Below are 23,052 nucleotides of genomic sequence, written 5' to 3'. Positions count from 1 at the left end.
GTCTCAGCCCTTGACGGGTGTGCGCCAGCCGAACGGATCCGGCGCTGCGCCGATCTGGATGTCAACCAATGCCTGACGCAGCCGCATCGTGTTGCGGCCCGGCTCCCGGTCACGCACAGCCAGCGTCTTTCCCTCATACAGGATGGTCCCCACCGGGGCCAAGATCGCGGCGGTACCAGACAGGAATGCTTCGCCGCGTTCGGCCCATTCGACCAATTCGTCGGGGTCGATAAATCGCTCCTCGATCTCGTAGCCCAGCGAAGCTGCGAGCTCAATCACCGACGCCCGCGTCACGCCGTGCAAGAACGACTCGTCGAGGTGCCGCGTCACGACTCGCTGGTCATCGGCCAGGAAGAAGTTGGAGGCTCCGGTCTCGGTGATGTCGCCTCCGGTGGCGAACAGCATCTGGTCGATGGCCTCGTTTCCTGCCATGGCGTCAAGCGTGGGAGCGAGCGCCATGGCGTAGTTGCCGCCGCACTTCACCATGCCGAACTGCGGCACGGTGCGCGGCGTCGACGTTTCCACCAACAGCGTCAGCGGTCGCATACCGCCAGTGAAATAGTCGCCTACCGGGCAGTTGACGACATAGAGCAGCGCGCTTCGCGTCGGGCGGGCAGCAGCGCCGATGTCGGGTTCGGTACCGATGAGCGTCGGTCGGATGTAGAGCGAGCCGGGCGGGTCCGGCACCTCGCTGGCATTGGCCTCGACCGCGTCGAGGATCATCTGGCGCAGCGTCGCAGCGTCGATCTCGGGCAGGCGCAGCCGAGCCGCGCTGGACACCATGCGGTTCACATGGCGGTCCAGTTGGAAGATCGCCAGCGACCCGTCCACTTGCCGATGTGCCTTCAGGCCTTCGAAGATGGCGCTCCCGTAGTGGAGCACGTGCGCCGCGGGGCTGATCGTGAAGTCGCCGAACGGTTCTGCGGCACCGCCATACACGTACAGCCCGTCGTCGGCTCGCGCCGTCGTCATCCAGTCACAGAAGATGGTCCCGAATGGGACCGTGAATGGGTCGGGCTTGGTGGTCACCAGAACTCCATTCGATATGGCTCGGGCGGGACAGGCGCTCAGGACATTCGAAGCGTATCGCCAGGCCGAGATCGCACAGGGGCGAATTCTGCGAGGCGGACGCCTGTGGCCCGAAACTGCCGGGCCGTCGTTGCGTACGCTGCGGCCCATGACACAGCAGGACCAGAGCCAAACTGCCGAGGGCCAGATCACCGAGTCGGTCCGACTCGAACGCCGCGACGACGTGGCGTTGCTCATTGTGAACAACCCGCCCGTCAATGCGCTCAGCTACCACGTGCGCCAAGGCCTCATCGACGGCATGGCCGCTGCCGAGGCCAGCGATGCCACGGCGATCGTGCTCATCTGCGACGGGCGGACTTTCATCGCCGGCGCAGACATCACCGAGTTCTCCCAGCCGCCCAAGCCGCCCGGTCTGGTGCCAGGTCAAGAGGCAATGGAGAATTGCAGCAAGCCGGTCGTGGCTGCGATTCATGGCACCGCACTCGGCGGCGGGCTTGAAGTTGCGCTGTGCGCTCACTTCCGGGTGGCGATCAGCTCGGCCCAGTTCGGCCTGCCCGAGGTGAAGCTGGGCTTGCTGCCTGGGGGCGGCGGCACGCAACGCCTGCCTCGCATCACCGGCCCGCAACGGGCGCTCGAGATGATGGTCAGCGGCGACCCCATCGGCGCTACCGAGGCGCTCGACTGCGGCCTGATCAACGAGATCGTGGGCGACTCGCTGGCCGATCTCGAAGCCGGTGCCGTGGCGTTCGCTCGGCGTGCCGCCGCAGAGAACACACCCCGGCCACGCATCCGTGACCGCAACGAACGCCTTGAAGGCTTCGGTACCGAGCAGTTCGCCGCGTTCCGGGCCTCGATCGCCCGCAGGACACGCGGCTTCGAAGCGCCCGACAGGATCATCCGCTGCGTCGAAGCAGCGGTCTCCACGGCTGCCAGTGGCGACTTCGAGGCTGGCCTGGCGGCGGAGGCGCGCATCTTCGGCGAGTTGATGGGCAGCTCGCAGGCCAATGCGCAGCAGTACTACTTCTTCGCCGAGCGGGCGGCGCAGAAGGTGCCCGACGTGCCGCGTGACACACCACAGGTCGACATCGCCCGTGTCGGCATTCTCGGAGCTGGGACGATGGGCGGCGGCATCGCCATGAACTTCGCCAACATCGGCATCCCGGTCACCCTCGTCGAACGCGACGAGGCGAGCCTCGAGCGCGGACTCGGGGTTGTGCGGCGCAACTACGAGCGCACTGCTGCACGGGGTGGCATCTCCTCCGACGACGTGCAGACGCGCATGGATCTGCTGGCTGGCTCGACTGACATGGGCGACTTCGCCGATTGCGACCTGATGATCGAGGCCGTGTTCGAGAACATGGCTCTCAAGAAGGACGTCTTCGCCCAGCTCGACGGCATCTGCAAGCCGGGCGCGGTGCTCGCCACCAACACCTCGGCGCTGAACGTCAACGAGATCGCCTCGGCCACGTCACGGCCGCACGACGTCATCGGCATGCACTTCTTCTCCCCCGCCAACGTCATGCGGATGCTCGAGGTCGTGCGCGGCGATGCCACCTCGCACACGGCGATCGCCACCGCCATGTCAATCGGCAAGCGCATCGGCAAGACGCCCGTCCTGTGCGGGGTGTGTCATGGCTTCATCGGCAACCGGATGCTGTTCATGCGCGGCATCGAGGCTGACCAGATGCTGCTGGAGGGTGCTACGCCTGCGCAGATCGACAAGGTCGTGTACGACTTCGGCTTCCCGATGGGCCCCTTGGCCATGCGCGATCTGGCCGGGCTTGACGTGGGCTGGAACTCCGAGACGTCGTCGAGCTCGACGGTGCGCGAGGTCCTGTGCGAGTCGGGCCGGCGGGGCCAGAAGAACGGCCGGGGCTACTACATCTATGACCCCGCTACCCGGGCGTCGACTCCCGATCCCGAGGTGGAGCAGATCATCCGCGACTTCGCCTCGGACCGGGGAGCAGCCCTGCGCAGCGTCACCGATCAGGAGATCCTCGAGCGGTGCCTCTATCCGATGGTCAACGAGGGCGCCAAGATTCTCGACGAGAGCATCGCGCTGCGAGGCAGCGATATCGACGTCACCTGGATCAACGGCTACGGCTGGCCCATGTACACCGGCGGTCCCATGTACTGGGCCGACGAGATCGGCCTGGGTGAGGTGCTGGATCGCATCCGTCACTACCACGAGGCCCTGGGCGGCGAACACTGGACACCGAGCCCGCTATTGGAACGGTTGGCGGCCGAAGGTGGCTCGCTGGCCCGCTACGAGAGCTGAACCATGCCGACATTCGAGCCGATCCATCCCGACTTCGGTGCCAGGATCACCGGTATCGATCTGACGTCCGAGCTCGACGACACGGCGGTGGCCGAGCTGAACGAGGCGATCGACACGTACTCGCTGCTGCACTTCGGCGGCCAGGAGATGTCCGACGAGGCGCAGCTGGCGCTCACCGGGCGGCTTGGCGAGCCCGAGCCGAACCACGTCCGCTTCGGCAAGACCGGCGAGATCGACTTCTTCGGCACCATCGGCAACGTGATCGATGCCGAGACGAAGCGAGACGAGTCGGATCCGCTGACGCACAACCAGAAGGGCAACAACATGTGGCACTCGGACTCGTCGTTCCGGCTGGTGCCGTCGTACGTGTCGATCCTGTGTGCCTACGAGGTTCCCGGCGAGGGAGGCGAGACCCTCTACACCAGCCAGCGAGCCGCGTACCAGCGGCTGAGCCCGCAACACCAGGCTGAGATCGACAACCTGCAAGTGCTCCACGACTATGTGTTCAGCCGCACCAAGGTTGCGCCGGTGGACCCGAACCACGCCGCATCACTGCCGCCCATCCCCCACAAGCTGGTGCGCACCAACCCCGCCAACGGCTTGAAGAACTACTACGTCGGCTCGCACGCACGTTCCATCATCGGCTGGTCCGGTATCGACAGCCGACGATTGATCGACGAGCTGAACGAGGCGGCCACCCGGCCCCAAGACGTGTACACACACCGCTGGAGTCCCGGCGACACGGTCATCTACGACAATCGCTGCCTGCTGCACTGCGGTGCCGGCTACGACGCCGACCGGTGGCGTCGCTACATGCGCCAGACCCGCGTCACGGGCCGAGGCCCCACCCTCGACGAGTAACCCGCTCTGGTTCGTGTCGCTCTCCCGACACGATGCCAAGTTCGCAACGAGAAGTCCCGAGCGCTAGATGCGCTCCACCCGGACGTCATTGGCGTGTGCAGCCAGTGCGCCGATGTCGCCAGGATCGCCGGTGAGCACTGAGCCTCCGGGCTCAGCGCAAGCGACCACCAGCGCGTCAATCGCCGAGCCTCGACGGGCACGAGCCCTCAGCCAAGCTGCCCTGCGCGCCACACCCTCGTCGATGTCCGTCACGATGTCGCAGGACTTCAGCAAGCGGTTGGCGTTCGCGTCCCTGGCAGGATCGCCCCGCAGGCACTCCACAAGCACCGGCGAGGGCACCAAAGGAGGCCACGAGCCTCTTGCAAGAAGCGTTGATGCCAACGCACCGGCTCCTTGGTTGCGGCCAGCGAGGAACGACACCGCTCCTGAATCGAGCACGAGGGCCACAGCGAGCCGGGTCTAGCTCGCAGCGCGTTCGGCACGTCGATCCAGCCGCCGTACCAGATCTTCTGCCCAGGCAATGTCAGCCGGTCCAGGCTCGCCGACCTCAGCGAGCAGCTCCGCCACGTACTCGGCCCCCGCCGCAACCAGCTCCCTGCGCCGGACTTCCACACGGATCGCCTCCTGCAGCAGTTCCGACACCGGAAGCTTCCGCGCTTTGGCTTCCGCATACAGCGGTTCCGTCAGGTACACCTGCATCCTCGGCATACGCCTAACTATACACCCACGAACAGCTGCGTCCTCTCGAAGCGCTAGCCCTGATTTTTCATGAGTCTGGTGGGCTTGGGTGTGTGAGTCCGCGGAAAAGCCCCTCTGATCTGCGACGATGCGTGTTGTCGAGGCACGCGGTCGGCAGTTCAGGGGGGCATCTCCGAGGTGAAACTTAGCAGTGTGACAAACGCGCGTCTGGCAGGCGGCGGGGATCGGGTGGTGTGGGGTGCGGGGCTGTTCGCTTTGGGCGGTTTCGCGGACCGGGTCGGGCTGACCGAGGCGCTGTCGGCGGCGGTGCCGCGCCGCGGCGAGCGCGCCCCGGTCCATGACCGGGGCCGGCTGTTGACGCATTTGCTGTTGGTGCTCGCCGGCGGCGGTGAGGCGTGCACAGATATCGAGCATCTGCGGTCTCAGCGGGAGCTGTTCGGGGCGGTGGGGTCGGACTCGACGCTGTATCGGGCGCTGCGGGGCATCGACGCCTCGGCGCTGGGCGGGCTGTGGGCAGCCGCGGCCGAGGCGCGTGAGCGAGTGTGGTCCCAGCGCCGCGGTTCGGGTCCGTTGGTGGTCGACATCGACTCGACGCTGGTGGAGGTCCACTCGCCCAACAAGGCGGGTGCGGCGGCGCATTTCAAGGGCGGGTACGGGTTCCACCCGATGATCTGCTCGACCGCGGACGGGGAGCCGTTGTGGGCGAAGCTGCGCCCGGGCAACGCGGCCGCGAACAGCATCGCCGATCACGTCGAGGTGCTCGACGCTGCGATATCGGTGCTGCCCGACGCTGACGCGGCAGGCCATCGGGCAGGCGACGATCTGGCGCTCGCAGGACGCGAGATGGTGCTGCGCTTGGACTCAGGAGGCTGTTCGGCGCGTATCGCCGCGGCGTGCAGGGGCCGCAACGTGACGTTTTTCATGTCCGCCCGGGCCACAGCAGGCATCGACGCCGCGATCGCTGCGGCCCGCTGCGACCCAGGGCGGTGGACGCCGGGGGTGCCGAACCCCAAACAGCGGCATCCCAAAGCGCACGTCGCCGAGCTCACCGACCTGGTGGACCTGTCGGGCTGGCCAGCGCGGACACGGCTGATCATCCGACGCGAGCCCTTGCATCCGGGCGCGCAGCGCAGCCTGTTCGCGTCCGAGAACTTCCGCTACTGGGGATTCCTCACCGACGCTGCGGGCAGCCCCGCCCGGCTCGACCGTCTCATGCGCAAGCACGCCGACGTCGAGGACGCCATAGCCCGCCTCAAAGACAGCGGACTGGCCCGCATGCCCTTCACAGCCTGGGACGCCAACTGTGCATGGGCAGCGCTGTGCATGATCAGCGCCGCGCTCGTGCACTGGTTCCAGACACAGCGCCTTGCCGGACCGCTCAAACGCGCGGCACCCAAACGGCTCCGCTGGCAGCTGTGGCACCTGCCCGCGCTCGTATGCGAAACCGGCCGACGCACCTGGCTGCGGCTCCCCACCGCACACCCCGGCACCCGAAGCCTGCTCGCCGCCCAGCACCCCAACTGAGCACCCCGCACCCCCAGCCGCCAACAGCGCCGCTCACGCGGCGGCCGACCCGTCGCGCCCACACACCCATGTCAGGGTCCAACACCGGCCCTGCGACCACCCCAGCGGCACCAAACAACACCCACCGGGTCCCGTCAAGCCGACAAACCCGCCCGACACACCAAAACACAACCCATAAACCCTGAACAGGCATTCTCGTGAATAATCAGGGCTAGTGGTGTGTCGCGGTTTTGTTGAGGGCGGTTCGGGCTCGTTTGACTTTGGCGATGATCTGGTCGGCTGTTTTGGTCCATTTGAGCGGCTTGGGGTCGTGGTTCCAGTGCGCGGCCCAGTGCTCGATGACGTCTTTGAGGTGTTCGACTGAGGTGAACGCTTGTGTCTTGAGGGCTTTGCGGGTCAGAATCGAGAACCAGCCTTCGACGAGGTTCGCCCAGCTGGAGCTGGTGGGTGTGAAGTGCAGGTGCCAGCGCTTGCGGCGGGGGTGGGCGAGCCATGTGCGCACGGGCTCGGACTTGTGGGCTGAGACGTTGTCCAAGATGACGTGGACGTCGAGACGGCGGGGGGTGTGCAGGTCGATCCACTTGAAGAACGCGAGCACGTCGGCGCCGGTGTGGCGCTTGCGGGTCTGGGCCAGGACTTCGCCGGTGGCGACGTTGAGAGCGGCGAACAGGTCGATGGTGCCGTTGCGCTTGTAGTCGTGGGTGAGGGTGCGGTTGCGGCCCGGGCGCATCGGAAGCGACGGCTGGGTGCGGTCGAGCGCCTGGATCTGGGTCTTTTCGTCGAAGCTGAACACCACAGCGCGCTCGGGGGGATTCACGTACAGCCCGATCACGTCGGCGAGCTTCGCCTCGAAATCAGGGTCCGCGGACACCTTGAACACGTCGGCGAGCCACGGGCGCAGCCCCCGCTCGCGCCACACCTGGGCGACGAAGTCCTTGCCCACCCCGTGACGGGCCGCCATCGCACGCGTCGACCAGCACGCCGCCCCCTCAGGCGGCTCGGCGCACAGCGTGTCGGCCACGATCGCCTCCACCACCGCTGCGGGCACGCTGGGCTTGCGGCCCCGCCCCGGCGCCACCACACCCAGACCGTCCACACCCGAGACCCCGAACTGGTCACGCCAGCGGCGAACCGTGTCCTGGTGCGCCCCCATCGCCCGAGCAACGCCGCGCACCGAACCGCCGTCCGCCAAAGCCACAAGCGCCCTCGCCGGCCGCACCCGCCGCCACGGCTCGCTCACCGAACGCGCCACGCGCTCCAACGACAAGCGCCCCTCAACCGACAACACAAACCCAGCAGCCATCCCCCCACCATACGCGCCCCGGCCATTTCACAGACGAACCACTAGGCAGCGAGCCCGACATCAAGCTGCTCAGTGTGGGCGCGGGCGAGGTGTCTTGGTGGGGTCCTTTCTAGCGTGGGCTCACACGCCACGAAAGGACCCTCCCGTGAACGAGAACATCAGCGCACTACTTGCGCAACTTGAGGTAGGCAATCGACCTACATGTGGCTCGTGCGTCCATTTCGACGATTTACACGATGGTGCGCTTGGAAAATGCCGATGCTATGCGCCCGTGCCGCGATCACAGCAAGATTCACAACAGAACCAAGTGGCCTGGCCTATAGTGGACAAATATCGCGATTGGTGCTGGGATCATCTCTCAACGTCCGCCGACGGCTAATGTCGAACGAGCCAAAGTACTCTCCATCGAACTACTTCGGGCCGAATACGAGAAGGTCTGACGACGACTCCGACGATTCCGCGCAGTCATTTCGGTGCCCACGCTTACGGGTCAATCCATGGCGAGATGGCTCTAGCTGTACCACCCGAGTGCATTTGCGGCTGATGTCTTGACTGTAATATGTCGAGCACGGAGTTCGAACTACGCACCTTGATTCGCCGAGATTGAAATCAGGGGAACCGTATTTTCGTGACTCAATCCTCGAGCATTCCCCATAGCACCGTGCGTGGTTCTTCGTGAGCCCAGGAAACGTATGGCCCTGCATAGTTGATGGGATATGTTGGCCACAAAAATTCCAGCGAGAATGGTGGGCCACCGTCGCTCTCGATTGCACTTGCCCACTGCGAGTACATCTCCGTTGGAAGCTCGCCCGGATATGCCATTAGCAGGTCCTTGGGTACGTAGTCGCTGACCGAATCCCACCAACGAGATCCTTGGAGTCGGCAGTCCAAGAGGACAATCTCGCCGCCAACCAAAATTGTGCGCCCGCAGACGGCTGCGACATCTTCCACACCGTGAGAAATCATCAGAACTGCCCCGAGAATCAATTCCTTCGCTTCGGCATGTGCATTATCGGGTTCAAACGCGCTTTCAATCACACACGCTCGGTATGCATCCGTTAAGTCTGCATGATGTTGCTCTAGCTTGAATCGCAAGAAGGTCATCTCCGCATTCGTTGCTGACTCAAATATCCCAGGAGAAACGTCGCCCGGATGTGAGACCTGCTTTTCAAAACTTGCCAGCATCCTATTGAGCAAGCGACTTATATTCTCAACTCGATCGGTTGTCTCTGCCGAGTAATCAATCTCTTCTGTGAACGCCTTCAACCAAGCGTCATCGCATCGCTTCGCTTGTTTCCAGTTATAGAATCTAAGGTCGGCGATGTGATCCGGAACGTGTGATTCCCCGGATTCGCGGCCAGTGCCTTCATCTTCAGCCTGTTGAGGCCAGTCGGCCAATCTCACGAGACGTGGCCCAGTTGAGCATCCGAGGCCGATACCCAGCAACATGCCGGCCACAGACACTACCAAAAGGCATGAGTTCCGACGGATCTTCGATAAGCCAATATCCACTGTTCGCAACACTGCTCTTTCAGGAGTTGTGCAAAGCGGCGGTGATTGTCTCGGGGGCCACGCCAGCGGCTCGGGCGCCGCCGCAGATGCTCTCCCATGTCTCGGCGGGCAGCGTGATGCCGTTGGCCATGCGGTGCTGGCGCCGCTCATGCTCGACATCGCCAGGCAGCTTTACGGGCTGAGACGAGTCGATGGCATCGGCCTCGTAGAACCAGTCCAGGTAGTCGGCTGCGATGCCGTTGTAGCCGTCGTCAGTCTCACCGACCGCAGCATCGATCTGAGCCGGGTCGACGTAGACCGACAACATGCCGTTCGCAAACCGAACGCGGCGAGGTCCCGCTGTGCCCGTGCCGGTGAGCGCTCCAGCTAGCAGCTCGCACATCACCGAGATGCCCGAGCCCTTGTGCTCTCCCATGGCTCGCAGCGCCCCGGGGCCGTCCATCGAATTCGGCCGCCGGCCTTCGGAGAAGCTGTACAGCACCCGCGGGTCACCGGTGATCTCTCCGTCAGCCGACACCAACGCGTTGGCGGGAACGGGCGGTCCGCCATGCAGCGCGACCATCGCCTTGCCCTCCGCCACGACGGACGTGGCGAAGTCGTGGATGACCGGACGGCGGCCGGCAACCGGGGCGCCGTACGCGCACGGATTCGTGCCCATCCGACGCGCCTTCGAACCGAACGGGGCGACCAGCCGGCTGTTGGCCACGTTCACAAGATGCACCGACACCAGGCCTCCGGCTGCGGCCATCTCGGCATACTCCCCGATGCGCCCCAGGTGTCCGGCATTGCGCAGCCCCACCACGGCAGTGCCCAGCTCGGAGCATCGCTCGATGCCCAATCCCACCGCCGCAGGCCCGACGGTTTGACCCATGCCGTATTGGCCGTCCAGCAGCAGCAACGAGCCCGAGTCGATCAACACCTTGATCTCCTGGTCGGCCAGCTGGACGCCGTTGGCCAGCAGCTCGACATACAGCGCTGAGCGGATGACCCCGTGGCTGTCGTGGCCGGCCAGATTCGCGCCGACGAGGCTGCGGCCGATGCGGCCCGCTTCGGCATCCGAGCACCCGGTGTAGCGGAAGATCTCGGCGATGAAATCCGCCAGGCGCTCGTGATTGATAACCACCGGTGCTCCAGCGTCGGCCCCGGTCGTCGTCTGCGCAGAACTCATCGCGGCAGCGTACGTCTCAACACGGGTGCAGCGCCCTACATAGGCTCGCCCGGCGTGAGTCCGCCCGATGCCTCGCCGCCGCCTGAGCATCCGCAGCACTACGACGTGGTCGTGGTCGGGGCGGGCAACGCGGCGATGTGCGCCGCGCTGGCAGCGCACGAGGGCGGTGCCGGGGTATTGGTGCTCGAGCGAGCCCCGGTAGCCGAGGCGGGCGGCAACAGCCGCTTCACCGCTGGGGCCATCCGATTCGCCTACGACGGCGTCGACGACCTGCGTGCGCTGATGCCCGACCTCACCGACAGCGAAGTCGGCATGACCGACTTCGGCACCTACACAGAAGCGGACTTCTACGCCGATTTGGGCCGCGTCACCGACTACCGCTGCGACCCCGACCTGGCCGACACGCTGGTCACCCGGAGCAAGGAAACTTTGCTGTGGATGGCAAGCCATGGCGTGAGGTTCGCCCCGATCTGGGGACGCCAGGCGTTCAAAGTGGACGGTCGCTTCACGTTCTGGGGCGGCCTCACGGTGGAGACCGTCGGCGGCGGCGAGGGGCTCGTGGAGTCTCTGCGTTCTGCGCTGGAACGCAACCGCATCGAGCTGTGGCATGAGGCTGCAGGCCGGGCACTCATGCTGGACGACTCCGGTGCCGTGCGGGGCGTGCGCGTGCGACGCGAGGGACGCACGGCGGAGGTTGCCTGTGGCGCCGTCGTGCTAGCAGCCGGCGGCTTTCAGGCCAACGCCGAGTGGCGCACCCGCTACCTCGGACCGGGGTGGGATCTTGCCAAGGTGCGCGGCACACGCTTCAACACGGGCGACGGCATCGCCATGGCACTCGACGCCGGCGCCATGCCGTTCGGCAACTGGAGCGGTGCCCACGCCGTCGCGTGGGACTACAACGCCCCCGAATTCGGCGACCTGGCCGTCGGCGACGGCTTTCAGAAGCACAGCTACCCGTTCGGGATCGTTCTGAACCAGCACGGCAAGCGCTTCGTGGACGAGGGCGCCGACTTCCGCAACTACACCTACGCCCGCTACGGCCGGGAAATCCTGGCCCAGCCCGGGCATTCGGCGTGGCAGGTCTTCGACGCCAGCACCGATCACCTGCTGCGCGACGAGTACCGCATCCGGCAGGTCACCAAGGTCACCGCCGGCAGTATCACGGAGCTCTGCGAGCGCATGGAAGACGTCGACACCGAATCGGCCATGGCCACCATCGCTGAGTTCAATGCAGCCGTCGACCGCAGCGTCCCGTTCGACCCCAACGTGCTCGACGGCCGTCGCACCACGGGCCTCGGCCCCGACAAGACCAACTGGGCGATGCCGCTGGAAACGCCGCCCTTTACGGCTTTCCGGGTGACCTGCGGGCTGACGTTCACCTTCGGCGGCCTGCGCATCGACGGCACCGGCTGCGTGCTGGATACCGACCTGCACCCCATTAGCGGCCTGTATGCCGCTGGTGAGCTGGTCGGCGGCCTTTTCTACGGCAACTATCCCGGCGGCTCGGGACTGTCGGCCGGTGCTGTGTTCGGCCGCTTGGCGGGAAACTCCGCCGCTGCGCACGCTGCCGGCTGAGCTGCTCGTACCCTCCGGGCGAGGGGTCACAGGCGGGCGATAGCGTCGCATCGCTATGTCGATGTCCACCTCACCGCAGAACTCAACATCGAAGATCGTTTACACCCACACAGACGAGGCGCCGGCGCTGGCCACGTATTCGCTGCTGCCGATCATCAAGGTCTTCACCGATGCCGCCGGTGTCGACGTCGAGACGCGCGACATCTCGCTCGCTGGCCGGATCATTGCCGTCTTCGGGGACATCCTTGAGCCTCACCAACGAATCAGTGATGCGCTTGCCGAACTCGGCGGGTGGACCCAGCATGGCGGCGCCAACATCATCAAGCTGCCGAACATCTCCGCCTCGGTCCCCCAGCTGAAGGCCGCAATCGCCGAGCTGCAATCGGCGGGCTACGCGGTGCCCGACTTTCCCGATGACCCCGCGGACGCCTCGGAGCGCGAGATCCGAAAGCGCTATGACCGCATCAAGGGCTCGGCGGTGAACCCGGTGCTGCGAGAGGGCAACTCGGACCGCCGCGCACCCCGTGCCGTCAAAGAATACGCCCGGCAGTACCCGCACTCGATGGGGGACTGGTCACCCAGCAGTCGGACTCACGTCTCAACGATGTCGAGCGGCGACTTCCGCTCCAACGAGCAGTCGGTGACGGTCTCCGGTGCCGGCTCGCTGAGCATCGAGCACGTCGACGGCGATGGCAACGTGCGGCTGATGCGCAAGGTTCCCGTGGATGCGGGCGAGGTTGCCGACTCCACGTTCATGTCCGTCACCGCTCTGCGCGAATTCCTGGATGCCCAGATCGCCGAAGCCGGCTCCGCAGGGGTGCTGTTCTCGCTGCACCTCAAGGCCACGATGATGAAGGTCTCGGACCCCATCGTCTTCGGCCACGCCGTGCGCGCGTTCTTCGCGCCGGTGTTCGAACGGCACGGCGACACGCTGGCCGCGGCGGGTGCAGATCCCAACGACGGCTGGGCCAACGTGCTGGCCGCCGTGGAATCGCTGCCTGCGGCACAGCGCGAGGCAATCGGGGCCGACATCGCCGCTGCGTTCGACGAGCGCCCCGGCCTGGCGATGGTCGACTCAGACCGCGGCATCACCAACCTGCACGTGCCCAGCGACGTGATTGTCGACGCCTCCATGCCTGCGATGATCCGGGCCTCCGGGCAGATGTGGAACGCCGAGGGCAACCAGCAGGACACCAAGGCAGTCATTCCCGACTCGAGCTACGCAGGCGTGTACCAAGCAGTCATCGACGACTGCCGCACCCACGGCGCGTACGACCCCACGACGATGGGCTCGGTGCCCAACGTGGGCCTCATGGCCCAGAAGGCCGAGGAATACGGCAGCCACGACAAGACCTACGAGGTGGACGCCCCCGGCACCATGCGCGTCGTGTCCGAATCCGGCGAAGTGCTGATGAGCCACGCTGTGGCGCAAGGCGACATCTGGCGCATGTGCACCACCAAGGACGCGGCGATTGCCAACTGGGTGGACCTTGCCATCGAGCGGGGGCAGATCACCGGGGCTGCCGTGGTGTTCTGGCTGGACGCCGAACGACCACACGACGCGCAGCTCCTCGCCAAGGTCAATGCCCGCACGGCGCAGCGGCAGGCTGCCGATGCGTCAATCGGCGAGCTCGACATCCGCATGCTGGCACCGGCCGACGCCTGCCGTTTCTCGCTGGAGCGCATCCGTCGCGGCACCGACACCATCTCGGTCACCGGCAACGTCCTGCGCGACTACAACACCGACCTGTTCCCGATCCTGGAATTGGGCACCTCGGCCAAGATGCTGTCGGTCGTTCCGCTCATGGGCGGCGGCGGCCTGTTTGAAACCGGCGCCGGGGGCTCGGCACCCAAGCACGTGCAGCAGATGGTTGCCGAGAACCACTTGCGCTGGGACAGCCTGGGCGAATTCCTGGCATTGGCGGTGTCGCTCGAGCACCTCGCCCGTGTCGCCGAGAACCTCGCCGCGCAGCTGCTTGCCGACACGCTCGATGCCGCTATCGGTACCTGGCTCGCTGAGGGCCGGGCGCCCAGCCGCCGGGTGAACGAGCCCGACAACCGCGCCAGCCACTTCCACCTGGCCAAGCACTGGGCAGACGAGATGACCCGCCAGGGCACCGACGCTGCGCTGGCCGAGCAGTTCGCCCCCCTCGCTGCGGCTCTCGCTGCCAACGAGGACTCGATCATCGCCGAGCTCGTCGACTGCCAGGGCACCCCGGTCGACCTTGGCGGCTATTTCCTGCCAGATCCCGCGTTGGCCGAGGCCGCCATGCGGCCCAGCGCGACCTTCAACGATATTTTCGACAGCTTCCGCGCCGGCTCATCGGGCTGACGCGCACGGGCGCCGCAGCGTTCAGGAGTCGAGTTCGGCCAGACCGCCAGGTCCGAGCCTGCCCGACTCCCGGTAGGCGGCGAGCTTCGCACGGCTGTCGGCAATGTCCAGGTTCGCCATCGTGAGCTGCCCGATGCGGTCCGCAGGTCCGAACGCAGCGTCTTCGACGCGCTCCATCGAGAGCCGGTCGGGTTCATAGGTCAGCGCGGGCCCGGTGGTGCCGAGCACCGAGTAGTCCTCGCCGCGGCGCAGCCGCAGCGTGACCTCGCCGGTCACACCCGAGCCCACCCAGCGCAGCAGGGAGTCGCGCAACATGAGCGCCTGAGGGTCGAACCAGCGCCCCTCATAGAGCAGCCGTCCCAGTCGACGCCCCATCGTTCGGTAGTTCTCCAGCGTGGCTTCGTTGTGAATCGCGGACAGCAGGCGCTCATAGGCAATGTGCAGCAGCGCCATGCCCGGGGCTTCGTAGATGCCCCGCGACTTGGCTTCGATCACACGGTTCTCGATCTGATCGCTCATGCCGAGGCCGTGACGCCCGCCTACGGCGTTGGCTTCGAGTACCAGGGCAACGTGGTCGCTGCCCTCGGCACCCCCCGCAGCGAAGGTCCGCCCGCCGATCGCCACCGGCCAGCCGGCCTCGAACCGGACGGTCACGTCTTCGGGCTCGATGTCGGTCGCGGGGTCCCAGTGGGCCACGCCCATGATCGGCGTGACGATCTCCATCGAGGTGGCCAGGTCTTCCAGGCGCTTCGCCTCGTGGGTGGCACCCCAGATGTTCGCATCGGTGGAGTACGCCTTCTCGGTGGGATCCCGGTACGGCAGGCTGCGCGACACCAGGAACTCGCTCATGCCAGCGCGGCCTCCGAGCTGATCCACGAACGCCGAGTCCAGCCACGGCTTGTAGATGCGCAATCCGGCATTCACGAGCAGGCCGTAGCGGTAGAAACGCTCGATGTCATTGCCCTTGTACGTCGAGCCGTCGCCCCAGATATCCACGCCGTCTTCGGCCATGGCAGCCACCAGCATCGTGCCGGTCACCGCACGCCCCAGCGGCGTCGTGTTGAAATACGTGCGGCCCGCCGTCGAGATATGAAACGCGCCGCATTGCAGCGCCATCAGACCCTCTCGCACGAGCTCGGCCCTGCAGTCCACCAAGCGCGCCGCATGAGCGCCGTAGTCGAGCGCCTGCTGCGGCACGCCCGACAGGTCTGGCTCGTCGTATTGGCCGAGGTCGGCCGTGTAGGCGCACACGAGCGCTCCGCGCTCGGCCATCCACGCCACCGCCGCAGAGGTGTCGAGCCCGCCGGAGAAGGCGATGCCCACTTGCTCGCCGGTCGGCAGCTCTGCCAGCACACGCGCACCGCTGGCGGCTGGCGCGCCCGCAGGCGGCGAGGCGTCGTCGCCTGAGCCAGTCGAGGCAGGACTGTTCGACATGGGCCCTAACGGTACGGCTTTGGTCCCCCGATTCGCCCTGCAATAAACCTCCATGGGAAGGCCGGGTTCGCTGCGCCGCGATTGCGCTGCGCGTACGCTCCGCCACGAAGGGGTGACTCATGAACGACGGCACGGCGACAGGCACCACTGGCGGCACAGCAACGGGCCAGTCGATGGCGGAGCTGCTGAGCGAGATGGTGCGCATCCCCAGCGTCAACCCGATGCATCACGGGCCGCGCTCGGGCACCGTCGCAGAAGCCGACATGGCCAATTGGGTGGCGCAACGAGCCGAGGCCCTCGGCGCAGAGGTCGAGCTGGATGAGATCGAGCCGGGACGGCCCAACGTGTACGCCCGTTTCGTCGGCCGCACAGAACGGATGCTCGCCGTCGACGTGCACCTCGACACCGTCGGCGTCGAGCACATGGAAGGCGACCCCTTCGACGGCCGCATCACCGAGGGCCGCGTCTGGGGGCGGGGCGCCGTCGATACCAAGGCGACCATGGCCGTCGTGCTCGCCGTGATGGGCGAGATGACCGCCGCCGGAGTGCAGCCGATGTCCACCGTCGAGCTGGTCGGCACCATCTCCGAGGAAGGCGGCGGTCTGGCCGGCGCGTCCGCCTACCGCGACCGGCTGCTCGAACGAGGCGAACGCCGCGAGCAGATCGTGGTCGCCGAGCCGACAATGTGCGCACCGGTGTACGGCCACAAGGGGGGCCTCGGCCTCGAAGTCGAGGTGGAGGGCCGTGCGGCGCACTCGTCCAAGCCCCACCTCGGCATCAACGCACTCTCGGCTGGCGCACGCATCGTGGCCGCGATCGATGTTGAACAGGAACGGCTGGCGAACCAGCGCGAGGTCGGCGCACTGGGTGCCGGCACCGCGTCGGTCAACGAGATGAGCGGGGGGCGGGCACGCAACATCGTGCCCGACCACTGCGAGCTGTACGTCGGGCGGCGGATCGCCGACAGGGAGGACTACGAGTCCGAATCCGCCCGTCTCACGGAGCTGATACGTGCTGCAGCGCTGCCGGCCCGTGTCAAGGTGCAGTTGGCGAACGGGTTCGGCAGCAACGCGTTCTTCCAGGCCCCTGGGAGCGACTTGGTGACGGCGCTCGCCGAGATGTCGGGACATGGGCCGGCTGTCGCCGACTTCGGCACGAATGCACTGCGATACGGCGAGGTGGCCGATCAGATCGTGGTGTTCGGTCCAGGCTCCATCGACCAGGCTCACCAGGCCATCGAGTGGGTCGAGATCGCCGAGCTCGAACGCGCTGCTGCCGTCTACCGCCAGCTGCTGCAGCGCTAGAGCCTCATCACCTGCAGATCTGGCCGGCCCCGGCGGACAGGCGGGTCAATCGCGCGCTGCGGTGATGAAGACGGGAATCTCTCGATCTGTCTTGGCCTGGTACTCGGCGTAGGGCGGGAAGGCGGCCACACACCGCTCCCACCAGGCATCTCGCTCGGCGCCAGAGATGAGCCGGACCGTCGTCTCGAACGGCTCAGGACCATCCTGCATGAGCACCGCAGATTCGGCCATCAGGTTGTGGTACCAACCCGGATGTGCCGGTGCGCCGCCCTTGGAACCGACGATCGCGTACTCGCCTTCGTGCTCGACTCGCATCAGCGGAACCTTGCGTACCAAGCCGGTCTTGTGCCCGACGGTCGTCATCACGATGATCGGCAGGCCTGTATCGCGCAGTGTGTTCGCCTCGGTGCCCGAAGATGACTCGTACGCCGCTGCCTGGTCCGCCACCCAGTCCCACGTGCTCGGTGCATAGGTGCCGTCGAATCTTGCGCTGGGTGCCATGGGGCGCAATCTACGGCGGCGCATCGAGCGCAGCCCGCGTCAGGCCTTCACGAGATTGTGCCAGTGCGCGCATTGTGCGTTCGCGTCCCGGCCGTGCGGCACGCCTACGATCCTGAACGTGCAGATCATGTCCGCGCTGTTCATCGAGAACTTCGACATGCGCCAAGCGGCGGGCGGCGCCGCACGCATCGATCTCGCCGGCGTTCACTTCTCGATGGCCGCCCCGGGACCGTTCCCGGTGACCATCACCCCGCACATGCTCGTGCTCGTGCGCTGCCCCGCTGCCCACGCCGGGCTGGCGGCGCTCGAAGTGCGGTTCCTGCGCGGCGACGAGCAGATCGCGCGCAACGTGCAACCGCTCACCGTCGAGCCCGGCAAGTTCGGCTACAACCTCGTCCAGGCCGATCTCACCTTCGACGAGCCGTCCACCATCGAGGCCCATTGCCGCATTGACCAAGGCGAAGTGGTCGTGGTGCCCTTGACGATGAACCCGCCGGCAGACGATGCCTCGGCCTCCAGCTTGGCACCGCCCGCCGCAGGCGGCTGGACCGGCACGCCTGCAGAGCAAAGCGGCTAGGCGGCCCAGACAGCAATGCCGTTCACTGTCGGGCTGTCGCAGCACTCCGATCCCGGCGTGGCGACCGGTGAGATCGTCGGCCGTGTACTCGAGTCGCTCGGTGTGCAGCCCGATGTAGCGCTGCTGTTCACCTCGGGTGAACACATGGCGAACACCGACGAGATTGCTGCGGCGGTCGGAGAGCTGCTCGGGCCTGGTGCGTTCATCGGCACCACCGCCTGCTCGGTGGCCGCAGGTGAGCGCGAGATCGAGGAAGAGACCGCCGCGGTGCTGTGGGTCGGCAGCCTGGGTTCGGGCGAGGGACCACGAGCTCGTGCGGTCTGGCTGAGCGGGGTGCCCGATCCGACCGCCGACGATGAAGCGCTCGCAGCCGCACTGGACTCGGTGCACGCCACCGGCGATCCCTCAATGATCGTCCTGGCCGACCCGTACTCGTACCCCGTCGATGCGGCACTCGCTCACTGGGCCGAGCGCTGGCCGCACGTGAGCGTGCTCGGCGGATTGTCCTCGGGGGCACCCATGCCGGGCGGCAACCGCATCGTTGCCGATGGCGGTGTTCACCGCTCTGGCGCCGCAGCGCTGATCGTGGGCGGCAGCGCCACAGTCACACACCTGGTCTCTCAGGGCTGCCGGCCCATCGGTCAGCCGTACATCATCACCGAGGCCGAAGGAAACGTCGTCCGGTCGCTCGGCGGCCTGCCCCCCTTCGAGCGACTCCAGCAGATGTTCTCGAAGCTTGACCCGGCCGACCAGCGGCTGGTGCAGCGAGGCCTGCATGTCGGTCGAGTCACCGACGAGCGCAAGGTCGAGTTCGGCTCCGGCGACTTCTTGATCCGCGGCGTGCTCGGAGCGGACCGCGAAAGCGGCGCCATCGCCATCGGCGACGAGGCGCCGATCGGAGCGACCGTGCAGTTCCACGTTCGCGACGCACGCACTGCCGACGAAGACCTGCGCGCAGCGCTCGAGCATTCGCCACAGACGCAGAGCGCACTGCTGTTCACCTGCAACGGGCGCGGCACCCATCTGTTCGAGACTCCGCATCATGACGCGTCTGTCCTCGCCGAGCACACGTCCGCCGAAGTTGCCGGCATGTTCTGCGCAGGCGAGATCGGCCCCGTCGGCGCACGCTCGTACGTGCATGGATTCACGGCCTCGATGGCGCTGTTCGCCGATAACGACGACACGTCAAGCCATCGGGCAACCACATGAACAAGGTGAGCATCAGATCGTGAGCATCGAATTGGAAGCCCGGCAGATCAACACCATCCGAGCGCTGGCGATGGACGCTGTGATGCGTGCCCGCAGCGGTCACACGGGCACGGCCATGGCACTGGCGCCGCTGGCCCATGTGCTGTTCAGCCGCATCCTGCGCTACGACGCCTCCGAACCCGACTGGCCCGACCGCGACCGGTTCATCCTGTCGGCCGGTCACGCCTCGATGCTCGTCTACGCCATGGCTCACCTGGTGGGCTACGGCGTCACGCTGGAGGACATCCGCGACTTCCGACAGCTCGGCTCGATCACGCCCGGGCACCCCGAGCGTGGACTCACTCCCGGCGTGGAGGTGACCACAGGGCCATTGGGGCAGGGCTTCGCCAATGCCGTCGGGATGGCGCTAGCCGAGCGCGGCCTCCGCTCCCGGCTGGGAGCAGACCTGGTGGACCACCGCACCTTCGTCATCGTCAGCGACGGCGACCTGATGGAGGGCATCAGCCATGAGGCGGCATCGCTGGCGGGCCACCAACAGCTCGGACGCCTCGTAGCGGTGTACGACGACAACCACATCACCATCGACGGCAGCACCGATCTGGCTCTCAGCGACGACGCCGCGCGCCGCTTCGAGGCGTACGGCTGGCACGTGAACGACCTCAAAGAGGCGGCCGAGGACGTGGACGGGCTCGAGCGGGCGCTGCGCGAGGCAATGCTGGTCAGCGACCGGCCATCGATGGTCATCGTCCGAAGCCACATCGGCTACCCGATGCCCACCGCATGCGACACGTCGGCTGCGCATGGCGCTATTACCGACGCCGACGAGATCGCTGCGGCCAAGCGGGCGATGGGCATGGATCCCGAAGCCGCCTTCGTCGTGGACGACGACGTGACGCAGGCCTACCTGGTCGCCGGTGCGCGGGGCGCCGCTGAGCGTCTCGAATGGGAAGCCCGGCTCGCCGCGAGCGGGCACGACCGCGACTGGCTCGACGCGCTGTGGTCGGCCGGGGCCCTGGGCGGCCGCCTGTCCGAGCTTCCGACCTTCGAGGCCGGTACCCAGATGGCGACCCGGGTCGCTGCCAACCGTGTCTTCGACGCGTCCATGGACACCGTGCCCTCCCTCATCAGCGGCGGGGCCGACCTGACCGGCAACACCGGAACCGACGTGACCGCCGAGGTGCTGTCGGCCGCGAATCCAGGCGGACGCAAGCTCTATTTCGGCGTCCGCGAGCACGCCATGGGCGCAGTCGCCAACGGCATGGCCCTGCACGGTGGCGTGTTGCCGGTCGTCGGCACCTTCCTGGTCTTCAGCGACTACATGCGGCCGGCTGTGCGGCTGGCGGCACTGAGCGGCGCCAAGACGGTCTTCGTCTGGACACACGATTCGATCGGTCTGGGCGAGGACGGACCCACCCACCAGCCGATCGAGCACCTCGTGTCCCTGCGCGCCATTCCGGGTCTGTGCGTGATCAGGCCCGCCGACGCCAACGAGACCTCCCAGGCATGGCAGATCGCAGTTGAGCGAGACGGCCCGACTGCGCTGGTGCTGACCCGCCAGAACGTCGGGGTGCTCGACGGCACCGAGCGCGCTTCGCAGGTCGCCCGAGGTGCCTATGTCCTCATCAACACCCCGGCCCCTGCGGTCATCCTGGCGGGCACCGGCAGCGAGGTGCAGTGCTGCACCGAGGCAGCAGCGCTGCTCGCCGCGGACGGCATCGCCAGCTCGGTGGTGTCGATGCCCAGCTGGGATCTCTTCGAGGCTCAAGACACCCAGTACCGGGCCTCAGTGTTCTCTCACGGCGTCCCGGTGTTGGGTGTTGAGGCCGGGTCTCCCATGGGCTGGGACCGCTACGCCGATGCCACCGTGTCCATGAATCGCTTCGGTGCCAGCGCGCCGGGCAGCGACTTGATGGCCCACTTCGGCTTCACGGCACCGTCCATCGCCGACGCGGCCCGCAAGCTGCTGTAGACACAACAGAAGGAATGTTCACAGAAGGATCCCCATGACCGAAGGCGGCAACGGCAGTACCACCGACGGGCGGCTCTCGGGGCTGTACTCCGAATGCGGGCAAAGCCCCTGGCTCGACAATCTCCGCCGCGGATGGATCACCGGCGGCGAGCTCGAAGCCTGGGTGGAACGGGGCATCCGCGGCCTGACGTCGAATCCGTCGATCTTCCAGAAGGCCATCGAGTCATCGGACGATTACGACGAGCAGTTCGGTGACCTCGTGTGCGGAGGCACCTCGGTGGACGATGCCTACTGGCAGCTGGTGACCAGCGACATTCGTGGCGCGCTGCGGGCACTTGAACCGGTGCATGCGGCCTCGGGCGGCACGGATGGCTTCGTGTCGGTCGAGGTGGATCCGTCGCTCGCGCACAACGTGGAGGCCACCACCAAGGCCGCCCGGGAACTGCACCAAGGCATCGCTTGGCCGAACCTGATGGTGAAGATCCCCGGAACCGTGGAGGGCCTCCCCGCTATCCGCCAGATGATCGCCGAGGGCTACAGCATCAACGTGACGCTGATCTTCTCCGTGGCCCGCTACGAGCAGGTGGCCGACGCGTACGTGGCTGGCCTCGAAGACCGTGTCGCTGTCGGCATAACCGACCTGTCGGGAGTGGCCAGCGTGGCCTCGTTCTTCGTGAGCCGGACCGACACCGAGGTCGATCGTCTCCTCGACGCGGTCGGGACCATCAGCGCGCTCGGGCTGCGCGGCCGCACCGCGGTCGCACAGGCGCAGGCCGCGTACGGTCGCTTCGGCGAAATCTTCAGTGGACCGCGTTGGGAACGGCTCGCGGCGCTCGGAGCACAAGTCCAGCGTCCGCTGTGGGCATCGACGAGCACGAAGAATCCGGCGTATCCCGACACGCTGTATGTCGACGAGCTCATCGGGCCGAACACGGTCAACACCATGCCCGATGCCACGTTGGATGCCTTCTGCGATCACGGGAAGCTCCGTCGCACTATCGACGCCGACCAATCCGCAGCCCGCTACGTGCTCGAGGCCGTGACATCGCATGGTGTCGACCTCGACGGCGTCGCCGACACGCTTGAGGCACAAGGCGTCGCGGCGTTCACCAAGAGCTTCGACGAACTGCTGGTGTCGCTCGAGGCCAAGGCAGACTCGCTCGCCTGACGGCTCGCCGGGCAGACTCGCTCGCCTGATACAAGCCAGTCAGTTGCAAACCGAAACTGACTGCCGTAGTGTGCGCGGCCGTGACCGCGCTCCCGTCGGGCCAACCCGCCTGCTCCATCCAGGCAACCCTCGACATCGTGGGCGATCGATGGACGCTGCTCATCCTTCGTGACCTGTTCCGCGGCGTGCGCCGCTTCAGCGCCATGCAGCATGACCTGGGCATCGCCCGCAACATGCTGGCCGACCGGCTCAGCCGCCTCACCGATGCCGGCGTTGTCGCCAAGGTGCCCTACCAGCACCGCCCGGTTCGCTACGACTACGTCCTGACGCCCAAAGGGCTCGACTTGTCGAACAGCCTGCTTGCACTCATGGCATGGGGCGACCGGTGGTGTCAAGACGGGGACGCCCCCACGGTGCTCGTGCATGCCGACTGCGGCACCGCACTCGAAATCGCCACCCGGTGCCCAGCGTGCGACGAGCCGGTCAACCCGACACGCATTCGCAGCCGTGCCCATCTCCACGACGAATCTCACGGCGAGCAGCACTCCGATGCACCGCGCGCCCGAGCCATCGAACTCCAGCCCACGAACGGAGAGTCCCTGTGACCAT

General features: G+C 66.6%; 19 protein-coding genes. 11 read left to right on the top strand and 8 right to left on the bottom strand.

The window, feature by feature from the left end; translation table 11 throughout:
• Nucleotides 1-3: 3 nt before the first annotated feature.
• The gene (gene ilvE, locus ACPXYO_RS14450) at nt 4-1,029 is read right to left on the bottom strand and encodes a branched-chain-amino-acid transaminase (protein WP_423921873.1); all 1,026 of its coding nucleotides are present in this window, start codon (nt 1,027-1,029) and stop codon (nt 4-6) included.
• 148 nt (nt 1,030-1,177) lie between these two features.
• Here ilvE and ACPXYO_RS14445 point away from each other — a divergent pair, with 148 nt between their 5' ends.
• Together ACPXYO_RS14445 and ACPXYO_RS14440 are read left to right on the top strand one after the other, a co-directional pair.
• A complete protein-coding gene (locus tag ACPXYO_RS14445; protein ID WP_423921870.1) occupies nt 1,178-3,307 on the top strand; it encodes a 3-hydroxyacyl-CoA dehydrogenase NAD-binding domain-containing protein in 2,130 nt (709 codons plus the stop codon).
• 3 nt (nt 3,308-3,310) lie between these two features.
• Nucleotides 3,311-4,168 carry a TauD/TfdA dioxygenase family protein gene (locus ACPXYO_RS14440; protein ID WP_423921868.1) on the top strand — a complete coding sequence of 286 codons (858 nt, stop codon included), beginning with the start codon at nt 3,311-3,313 and terminating at the stop codon, nt 4,166-4,168.
• A 63-nt stretch (nt 4,169-4,231) separates the two neighbouring features.
• Here the strand turns inward: ACPXYO_RS14440 and ACPXYO_RS14435 are convergent, their stop codons facing one another.
• Nucleotides 4,232-4,606 (bottom strand): hypothetical protein, encoded by a 375-nt coding sequence (locus tag ACPXYO_RS14435; RefSeq protein ID WP_423921865.1) that lies wholly within the window; start codon nt 4,604-4,606, stop codon nt 4,232-4,234.
• Nucleotides 4,607-4,627: 21 nt separating this feature from the next.
• A complete protein-coding gene (locus tag ACPXYO_RS14430) occupies nt 4,628-4,876 on the bottom strand; it encodes a hypothetical protein (protein ID WP_423921862.1) in 249 nt (82 codons plus the stop codon).
• A 183-nt stretch (nt 4,877-5,059) separates the two neighbouring features.
• Here ACPXYO_RS14430 and ACPXYO_RS14425 point away from each other — a divergent pair, with 183 nt between their 5' ends.
• The gene (locus ACPXYO_RS14425; RefSeq protein ID WP_423921859.1) at nt 5,060-6,391 is read left to right on the top strand and encodes an IS1380 family transposase; all 1,332 of its coding nucleotides are present in this window, start codon (nt 5,060-5,062) and stop codon (nt 6,389-6,391) included.
• Between the two features lie 211 nt (nt 6,392-6,602).
• Here the strand turns inward: ACPXYO_RS14425 and ACPXYO_RS14420 are convergent, their stop codons facing one another.
• The 3 genes from ACPXYO_RS14420 to ACPXYO_RS14410 form a co-directional block, all read right to left on the bottom strand.
• Nucleotides 6,603-7,694: an IS630 family transposase gene (locus ACPXYO_RS14420; RefSeq protein WP_423921856.1), complete on the bottom strand. Its 1,092-nt coding sequence runs from the start codon at nt 7,692-7,694 to the stop codon at nt 6,603-6,605.
• A 633-nt stretch (nt 7,695-8,327) separates the two neighbouring features.
• Nucleotides 8,328-9,152 (bottom strand): hypothetical protein, encoded by an 825-nt coding sequence (locus ACPXYO_RS14415; RefSeq protein ID WP_423921853.1) that lies wholly within the window; start codon nt 9,150-9,152, stop codon nt 8,328-8,330.
• 73 nt (nt 9,153-9,225) lie between these two features.
• Nucleotides 9,226-10,374, bottom strand: a complete 1,149-nt coding sequence (locus ACPXYO_RS14410; protein ID WP_423921851.1) for an Ldh family oxidoreductase — start codon at nt 10,372-10,374, stop codon at nt 9,226-9,228.
• A gap of 54 nt (nt 10,375-10,428) precedes the next feature.
• Here ACPXYO_RS14410 and tcuA point away from each other — a divergent pair, with 54 nt between their 5' ends.
• Both tcuA and ACPXYO_RS14400 read left to right on the top strand, forming a co-directional pair.
• Nucleotides 10,429-11,949 carry an FAD-dependent tricarballylate dehydrogenase TcuA gene (gene tcuA, locus ACPXYO_RS14405; RefSeq protein ID WP_423921848.1) on the top strand — a complete coding sequence of 507 codons (1,521 nt, stop codon included), beginning with the start codon at nt 10,429-10,431 and terminating at the stop codon, nt 11,947-11,949.
• Between the two features lie 55 nt (nt 11,950-12,004).
• A complete protein-coding gene (locus tag ACPXYO_RS14400; RefSeq protein ID WP_423921846.1) occupies nt 12,005-14,281 on the top strand; it encodes an NADP-dependent isocitrate dehydrogenase in 2,277 nt (758 codons plus the stop codon).
• A 21-nt stretch (nt 14,282-14,302) separates the two neighbouring features.
• On the opposite strand, the gene argG is transcribed toward ACPXYO_RS14400, so the two are convergent.
• Nucleotides 14,303-15,715 (bottom strand): argininosuccinate synthase, encoded by a 1,413-nt coding sequence (gene argG / locus ACPXYO_RS14395; RefSeq protein WP_423921843.1) that lies wholly within the window; start codon nt 15,713-15,715, stop codon nt 14,303-14,305.
• A gap of 119 nt (nt 15,716-15,834) precedes the next feature.
• On the opposite strand from argG, the gene ACPXYO_RS14390 reads away from it, so the two are divergent.
• Entirely contained in the window at nt 15,835-17,019 is a 1,185-nt protein-coding gene (locus ACPXYO_RS14390; RefSeq protein ID WP_423921840.1) for a M20 family metallopeptidase, read from the top strand.
• Between the two features lie 45 nt (nt 17,020-17,064).
• Here ACPXYO_RS14390 and ACPXYO_RS14385 read toward each other — a convergent pair whose 3' ends face one another.
• Nucleotides 17,065-17,520, bottom strand: a complete 456-nt coding sequence (locus ACPXYO_RS14385; RefSeq protein WP_423921837.1) for a nitroreductase family deazaflavin-dependent oxidoreductase — start codon at nt 17,518-17,520, stop codon at nt 17,065-17,067.
• 118 nt (nt 17,521-17,638) lie between these two features.
• Between ACPXYO_RS14385 and ACPXYO_RS14380 the strand changes: the two genes are divergently transcribed.
• The 5 genes from ACPXYO_RS14380 to ACPXYO_RS14360 all read left to right on the top strand — a co-directional run bounded on the left by ACPXYO_RS14380 (nt 17,639) and on the right by ACPXYO_RS14360 (nt 23,048).
• A complete protein-coding gene (locus ACPXYO_RS14380) occupies nt 17,639-18,097 on the top strand; it encodes a hypothetical protein (RefSeq protein WP_423921835.1) in 459 nt (152 codons plus the stop codon).
• A gap of 15 nt (nt 18,098-18,112) precedes the next feature.
• The gene (locus tag ACPXYO_RS14375) at nt 18,113-19,306 is read left to right on the top strand and encodes an FIST signal transduction protein (protein WP_423921833.1); all 1,194 of its coding nucleotides are present in this window, start codon (nt 18,113-18,115) and stop codon (nt 19,304-19,306) included.
• A 19-nt stretch (nt 19,307-19,325) separates the two neighbouring features.
• Complete coding sequence (gene tkt / locus ACPXYO_RS14370) at nt 19,326-21,275, top strand: transketolase (RefSeq protein WP_423921830.1); 1,950 nt, start codon at nt 19,326-19,328, stop codon at nt 21,273-21,275.
• A 34-nt stretch (nt 21,276-21,309) separates the two neighbouring features.
• Nucleotides 21,310-22,443 carry a transaldolase gene (tal, locus tag ACPXYO_RS14365; RefSeq protein ID WP_423921828.1) on the top strand — a complete coding sequence of 378 codons (1,134 nt, stop codon included), beginning with the start codon at nt 21,310-21,312 and terminating at the stop codon, nt 22,441-22,443.
• An 80-nt stretch (nt 22,444-22,523) separates the two neighbouring features.
• Nucleotides 22,524-23,048, top strand: a complete 525-nt coding sequence (locus ACPXYO_RS14360) for a winged helix-turn-helix transcriptional regulator (protein ID WP_423921826.1) — start codon at nt 22,524-22,526, stop codon at nt 23,046-23,048.
• The last annotated feature ends 4 nt before the right edge of the window (nt 23,049-23,052 follow it).

This window comes from Candidatus Poriferisodalis sp., from assembly GCF_965237655.1.
Lineage (GTDB): Bacteria > Actinomycetota > Acidimicrobiia > Acidimicrobiales > Poriferisodalaceae > Poriferisodalis.
The sequence above is the reverse complement of the archived record's forward strand: the minus strand, read 5'-3'. Positions and strand labels throughout refer to the sequence as shown.